This is a genomic window from Micrococcus sp. EWR3.9.1 (assembly GCF_052615555.1).
Genome location: NZ_JBQXFD010000032.1, coordinates 1 through 6,731 on the forward strand (window position 1 = coordinate 1; position 6,731 = coordinate 6,731).

Sequence of the window (6,731 nt, forward strand, 5' to 3'; positions counted from 1 at the left end):
TTGTTGAGGAACTTCCATCCTGCGGGGCGGGGCCCACTCGTCTCATCTCAGCCCGGTACCCATGTCAAGAACCTCATGACCCACAACACCTAGACTGGTGGCCACCATGACCTCCGTCGACTCCCTCTCCGTGGCGCGCGCCGTCGCCACCGCCCTGATCGACGCCGGCATGCGGGACGCGGTGGTCTGCCCCGGCTCCCGCTCCGCCCCGCTGGCCTACGCGCTCGCGGCCCTCGAGCGAGCCGGCGAGGTCCGCCTGCACGTGCGGGTGGACGAGCGCTCGGCCGGCTTCCTCGCCCACGGGCTCTCGCTGGCCTCGGGGCGCCCGGTGGGCGTGCTGACCACGTCGGGCACCGCCGTCGGGAACCTGCTGCCCGCCCTGATGGAGTCCTTCCACGCCGGCACGCGCGTGATCGCGCTGACCGCGGATCGTCCGCCCGAGCTGCACGGCACCGGTGCGAACCAGACCACGGACCAGAGGGACGTGTTCGGCACGCACGTCCGCCATGCCGCCTCCCTCGGCTGCGAGGGGGCCGACGGCGTGGACGCCGAGCAGCATCTGCGCCACGTGCGGGCCACCGTGCGCCGGGCCCTGCTGGCGGCCGAGGGGGTCGTCGCCGAGACCGGTCCCGACGACGGCGGGCCCGGTCCGGTGACGATGGCAGAGGCCCCGGCCGGACCCGTCCACCTGAACCTGCACTTCCGCGATCCGCTCGTGCCGAGCCCTGAGGAGGCGGCCGCCATGGGCGCCGCCGCCGCGGTGCCGCACGCCCCTGCTCCGGCCGTCGCCCCGTCCGGCGCGAGTCCGGCCCCCGCCGCCGCGTCGGCCTACCGGGCACCCGGGGCGGTGCTCTCGGGTCTGCCCGAGCTGGACGTCGCCCGCCTGGACCAGCGGCGCACCGTCGTGCTGGCCTGCCACGGTGCCGGCCCCGCGGCCGCGGCCTTCGCGCTGTCCCTGGGCCTGCCCCTGCTGGCCGAGCCGTCCTCGAACGCGCGGTTCTCCGCCAACGCCATCGCCGCGTATCCGCTCCTGCTGGGCGTGGCCGGTGGTCGCGACGCGGACGCACACCCCCTGGCCGCGCGCATCGAACGGGTCGTGCTGTTCGGTCGGCCCACGCTCACCCGGACGGTCAACGCGCTGCTGGCCCGCCCCGACGTCGCCACGGCCCTGCACGCCCCCGAGCCCGCCCCGTGGTTCGAGCCGGGCCGGCGCCGGGAGACGCCCGTGGAGACCCTCGAGGAGCTCGCCGCCTTCGCCGGGCAGGGCGAGCCGGGCTGGCTCGCCGCGTGGCAGCACGCCTCGATGCGCGCCCAGGCCGCCGTGGAGGACGTGCTCGTCACCACCGACGCCGGCGACCGGCTCAGCCCGCAGACGGTGGCGCACGTGAGCGCCGCCATGGTCCGGGGCCCGCTCGTGCTGGGCTCGTCCTCCGTGATCCGGGACGTGGACCTGACCTGGCGGCCCCCCTCGGCGCCGGACGCGGAGGTGTACGCCAACCGCGGGCTCGCCGGGATCGACGGGACCGTCTCCACGGCCGCGGGCGTCGCACTGGCGCGAGGACGGCGGACCGTGGCCCTGCTCGGCGACCTCACCGCCCTGCACGAGGCGGGCGGCCTGCTCGTGGGCCCCACCGAGACCGAGCCGGACCTCGACCTCGTGGTGCTCAACGACGACGGCGGGGCGATCTTCGCGAGCCTCGAACACGGGGCCGTGGCCGAGGCACCCGGCATGGCGGACCCGGTCGAGCGGCTCTTCGGCACCCCGCACGGCGTGGACCTGGCCGCCCTGGCCGCCGCGTACGGTGTCCCGCACACGCGGGTCACCGACCGCGTCGACCTCGTCCGGGCCCTGTCCGACCCGGTGCGCGGCCGGCGTCTGCTCGAGGTCCGCTGCGACCGCGCCGACCGCCCGCGCGTCGCCGCCGCCCTGGCCGCGGCGGTGCGCGCCACGTTCCCGCCCGCGTGCCCCGTCCCGGACCCCGCGCCGGACGCCAGCCCGGCCCCCGCCCCGCCCACCGCCGAGCTCGCCGCCGAGGAGGCCCCCCAGTGACCGACACGCCGACGTCGCCCGCGCCCGACTCGACCCCCGCCGTCGTGCGCCGTGCCGACGTGCTGATCTCCGGCTGCGGCCCCGCCGGCGCCACCGCCGCCGCCCACCTCGCCGCGGCGGGGCTGGACGTGGTGGTGCTCGAGAAGACGGCGCACCCGCGGGAGAAGGTCTGCGGCGACGGCCTGACCCCGCAGGCGGTCCGGGAGCTGCAGCTGCTCGGCGTGCCCCACCGGGGTGAGCCCGGCGACGACGGCGGCTGGCGCGTCATCCGCGGCCTGCGGCTGCGCGCGGGCGAGCGCAGCGTGGACGTGCCGTGGGCGCCCACCCAGACCTGGCCGGACTACGCGCTCACCCGCACCCGCCGGGACTTCGACGCCCTCCTGGCGGACCTGGCGCGCACCCGCGGCGCCGAGGTCCGCGAGCGGCACGCCGTCACCGGCGTCGTGCGGGACGAGGCCGGACGCGTGATCGGGCTGGACGCGGAGCTGACCGCGCCGAACGGCCGCAAGACCGGCCAGACCGCCCGCTTCACCGCGCCGATCGTGCTCGCGTGCGACGGCGTCTCCGCCCGCGCCGCCGTCTCCGCGGGCCTGCACCGCCGCGAGGACCGGCCCATGGGCGTGGCCGTGCGGGCCTACTACACCGCCGGCGCCGCCGCCGACGGGGCGAACCCCGCCCCGCCCGGCGACCGGGGGGAGTGGATGGAGTCCTGGCTGCGCCTGCCGGACGCCGAGGGCAACCCGCTGCCCGGCTACGGCTGGCTCTTCCCGCTGGCGGACGGCACCGTGAACGTGGGCCTGGGCATCCTGGACACCTCCCCGCAGTTCGGGAAGCTGGACTACCGCGGGCTGCTGAAGTCCTGGACCGGGGCGCTCACCGCGGACTGGGGGATCGCCGAGCAGACGCGCACCTCGCGGATCCTCGGCGCGGCCCTGCCGATGGCGTTCAACCGCACCCCGCAGCACGTGCCAGGCATGCTCCTGGTGGGCGACGCGGCCGGCATGGTGTCCCCGTTCAACGGCGAGGGCATCGGGTTCGCGATGGAGGCGGCCCGCCTCGCCGCGGACCTGGCCGTGCAGGCGCACGCGGCCGGGACCGACGGCGCCGCGGACGCGATCCTGTCCCGTTACCCGGTGATCACCCAGCACCTGTGGGGCCGCCACTTCGCCCTCGGCGCCCGGTTCGCCCGCCTGATCGGCGATCCGCGGGTGATGAAGGCGGCGCTGGGCGCCGGGATGGCCGCACCCCCGCTGCTGCGGGCCGCGGTGAAGGTCATGGGCAACACGGTGGACGCGCGGGGCGGCGACGCCGTCGACCGGGCCGTCCGCGTGCTCGAGGCGCTCACCCCCGCGCTGACGACCGCGGGCGGCGCGCCGTTGGGTAGGCTTGCCCGGTGACCACCGCAGACCCCGGCTTCGCCCTGCCCTCCGGCTTCGAACCCCTCGCCGAGCACGGCCGTGTCCTGGAGGTCGTGCTGACCGCGCTCGAGCAGGTCGAGGAGCAGCTGGACACCGCCCTCGGCTTCGACGACCTGTTCTCCGACACCGCCGCCCACCACCTGATGGCCGCCGGCGGCAAGCGGGTCCGTCCGGTCCTGACGGTGCTCGCCTCCCTCCTGGGCGATCCTGCCCTGGCCTCCGGCGAGGTCGCCGACGTGGACGCGCCCGCCCGCCAGGCCGCCGTCGTGATGGAGCTGACGCACCTGGCCACGCTGTACCACGACGACGTGATGGACGAGGCCCCCGTGCGCCGCGGCGCTCCCGCCGCCCACCGGCTGTGGGGCAACTCGGCGGCGATCCTGGCCGGCGACCTGATCTTCGCCCGCGCCTCCCAGCTCATGGCCGAGCTGGGCCCGCGGCCCGTGCAGATCCAGGCGGACACCTTCGAACGCCTCGTGCAGGGCCAGCTGTGGGAGACCCGCGGCCCGGCCGAGGGCGCGGACCCGATCGAGCACTACTACGCGGTGCTCTCCGGCAAGACCGGCTCGCTGATCGCCGCGGCCGGCATGCTCGGCGCGCTGCTGGGCGGGGCCGACGAGGTCGCCGTCCAGGTGATGAGCGCGTACGGCGAGAAGGTGGGCCTGGCCTTCCAGCTCGCCGACGACCTGATCGACCTCACCGGCGACGCCGAGCGGATCGGCAAGGTCCCCGGCACGGACCTGCGCGAGCGCGTGCCCACCCTGACCACGCTGCTGCTGGCCCGCGCCGCGCAGGGCGAGGGGCCGGAGGCCGAGGACGCCCGCCGGGTGCGCGCGCTCGTGGACGGGCCGCTCGACACCGACGAGCAGCTGGCCGCCGCCGTCGCCGCGCTCACGGGCCACCCCGCCATCGACGAGGCGTGGGCGATCACCCGCGACTGGGCGGAGCAGGCCAAGCAGGCGCTCGACCCGTTGCCGGACTCCGCCGTGAAGACGGCGCTCGAGGCGTTCGCCGACTACGTGGTCAGGCGCTCGGCCTGACGCCGCGGTCCGCGGCTCCGCAGCGTCGCCGCCGCGATCCGGGGAGGCCGCTCAGTCCAGGCGGGTCGGGGCGGGGTCCAGCGCGGCCGCGAGCTCCCGCGCCTTGCCGGCGCGGACCTCCGGGGCCACCGGGTGGCGCAGCTGCCGGTAGAGCATGTCCCCCTCGAAGCGCGGGAACACGTGCAGGTGGTAGTGCCACACGTGCTGGTTGCCGGCGGGCTCGTTGTGCTGGCGCGTGGAGACCCCGTCCGGGGCCCACGCGCGCTTCATGGCCAGCGCCACCTGCTGGGCCATCAGGGCGATGCGCTGCAGCACGCGCGGGGGCAGGTCGTAGAGGTTCTCGTAGTGCTCGGCCGGGCAGACCATGGCGTGGCCCTCGTGGTCGCCGAACCCGTCCACGGCGATCATCACGAGCAGGTCCTCGTCCTGGTAGACGGTGTCCCCGAGCTCGCAGCGGTTGCCCGGGTCGGAGACGTCGCCGGCCACGAGCCCGCAGAACGGGCAGACGTAGTCGTCCGGGGCGTGGGAGACCGGGGCGGGCGCGGTCACCGGTCCAGCCCCTCGTCGTCGTCCTCGGGGTCCTCGAAGGTCCACGCGAGCAGGTCCGTCAGGAACTCGCTGAAGGTGCCGCCCTCGTCCTGCCACTCGCCCTCGGGCGCGTCGGCGCCGGCGGAGCGCCGCCACACCAGCGGGTCCGGCAGCGCCAGGTTGTCCACCGGCAGGCCCCACACGACCGTCTCGTCCGCGTCCTCCAGGAACATGAGGAAGCCGTCCCGCACCTCGAGGTCCTCGGGGTCCCACACGTAGTGGTCCGTCTCCATGAGGTCGCCGCAGTTGCCCAGGGCGAGGTAGAACTCGCGCAGGGCGGCCGGGATCATGAGCCCGGCACCGAGCTGCTCCGCCGCGGGGGACTGGGCCAGTCGGGCGTCGACGTCGGCCGGGGAGAGGCCGTCGTCCTCGGCCCAGGCGTCGCCCAGCAGGTCCGGGACGAGCCGCTGGAAGGCCGGGAGGTACACGGGGGCGGGGGGCTTGGCGGGCATGTCGTCAGTCTAGGCGTGCGCGCCCCGCCCGGCCCGGACCGCCCGACGCTGCAGGCGGGAGGCGTTCAGCTGGTCCACGGTGAACACCGCCAGGGACAGCCAGATCAGCCCGAAGCCCGCCCAGCGGGCCGCGGGCATCTGCTCGCCGAGCACCGTGACCGCCACGAGGAACTGCAGGATGGGCGCCGTGTACTGCAGCATCCCGAGCGTGGTCAGCGTCAGGGAGCGGGCCGCCGCCGAGAACAGGATGAGCGGAACGGCGGTGAGCACGCCGAGCCCGGCCATGAGCCAGAAGTGGCCGGGCCCCTCGGTGACCGTGGTGAGCAGCCCGGCCTGCGCCAGCAGCACGCTGCCCACCACGAACACGGGGATCAGCACCACGGTCTCGGCGGTCATCGCGGTCACTGCGTGCACGGGGGAGGGGAAGCGCTTCTTCACGAAGCCGTAGAGCCCGAACGAGGTGGCCAGCCCGAGCGCGATCCACGGCACCTGCCCCATCGCCGCGGACATCACGACGACGGCGGCCACCGCGATCCCGACGGCCACCCACTGGCCCCGCCGCAGCCGCTCCCCGAGGAAGAGCACGCCGAGCAGGACGTTCACCAGCGGGTTCATGAAGTAGCCCAGCGAGGCCTGGAGCACGTTGCCCGTGGTGACCGAGACCGCGTACAGCAGCCAGTTCACCGCGATGATCCCGGCGGCCAGACCCGTGGTGCCCCAGCGGCCGGGCGTGGCCAGCGCCGTCCCCAGCTCGCGCAGGCGGCGCATCACGGTCAGCAGCAGCAGGCAGAAGATCAGGGCGAAGCCGATGCGCACCACCACGATCTCCAGGGCCCCGGCGGGCGCGAGCATCGCCATGTAGAGCGGCAGCAGGCCCCACACGAAGTAGGCGGTGAAGCCGAGGGCCAGCCCGCGCGGGTCGTCGGCCGGGGCGGGGGAGACGGTGGGCAGGGCACCGGTGTCGGGGGCGGCGCCGTCGGGGGTCGCGCCGGGCCGGGCAGAGGGGGAGGAGGGGCTCACGCGGACCACTGTACGGTCCGGGTGAGCACTCTCACCCAGGTTCTTCCCGGTCACGGCGGTAGACTGGGGGGTCGATCCCGCGCGCCGGCGCCGGGCCCCGCCCTGCGTCCTGCCGGCGCGCCCCGCCGTCGTCGAAAAGGACCCACCCGCCGTGACCGCTCGC

Annotated in this window: 6 protein-coding genes; 3 read left to right on the forward strand and 3 right to left on the reverse strand. The window is 75.8% G+C overall.

Features of this window, described 5'->3' with window-relative positions; genetic code table 11:
• Nucleotides 1-106: 106 nt before the first annotated feature.
• The 3 genes from menD to ACUJ8O_RS11250 are packed head-to-tail and all read left to right on the forward strand — an operon-like array spanning nucleotide 107 to nucleotide 4,508.
• A complete protein-coding gene (gene menD, locus ACUJ8O_RS11240; protein ID WP_445373383.1) occupies nucleotides 107-2,050 on the forward strand; it encodes a 2-succinyl-5-enolpyruvyl-6-hydroxy-3-cyclohexene-1-carboxylic-acid synthase in 1,944 nt (647 codons plus the stop codon).
• Nucleotides 2,047-3,447: a geranylgeranyl reductase family protein gene (locus ACUJ8O_RS11245; RefSeq protein WP_445373384.1), complete on the forward strand. Its 1,401-nt coding sequence runs from the start codon at nucleotides 2,047-2,049 to the stop codon at nucleotides 3,445-3,447. Before menD ends, ACUJ8O_RS11245 begins: the two co-directional genes overlap by 4 nt.
• The gene (locus ACUJ8O_RS11250; protein ID WP_445373385.1) at nucleotides 3,444-4,508 is read left to right on the forward strand and encodes a polyprenyl synthetase family protein; all 1,065 of its coding nucleotides are present in this window, start codon (nucleotides 3,444-3,446) and stop codon (nucleotides 4,506-4,508) included. Before ACUJ8O_RS11245 ends, ACUJ8O_RS11250 begins: the two co-directional genes overlap by 4 nt.
• 51 nt (nucleotides 4,509-4,559) lie before the next feature.
• Here ACUJ8O_RS11250 and ACUJ8O_RS11255 read toward each other — a convergent pair whose 3' ends face one another.
• The 3 genes from ACUJ8O_RS11255 to rarD are packed head-to-tail and all read right to left on the reverse strand — an operon-like array spanning nucleotide 4,560 to nucleotide 6,577.
• Entirely contained in the window at nucleotides 4,560-5,057 is a 498-nt protein-coding gene (locus ACUJ8O_RS11255; protein WP_060973947.1) for an HIT family protein, read from the reverse strand.
• On the reverse strand, nucleotides 5,054-5,548 hold the full coding sequence (locus tag ACUJ8O_RS11260; RefSeq protein WP_101965860.1) for a hypothetical protein: 495 nt from the start codon (nucleotides 5,546-5,548) through the stop codon (nucleotides 5,054-5,056). The genes ACUJ8O_RS11255 and ACUJ8O_RS11260 overlap by 4 nt, the downstream gene beginning before the upstream one ends.
• 9 nt (nucleotides 5,549-5,557) lie before the next feature.
• Complete coding sequence (gene rarD, locus ACUJ8O_RS11265; protein WP_115165931.1) at nucleotides 5,558-6,577, reverse strand: EamA family transporter RarD; 1,020 nt, start codon at nucleotides 6,575-6,577, stop codon at nucleotides 5,558-5,560.
• Between the last annotated feature and the right edge of the window lie 154 nt (nucleotides 6,578-6,731).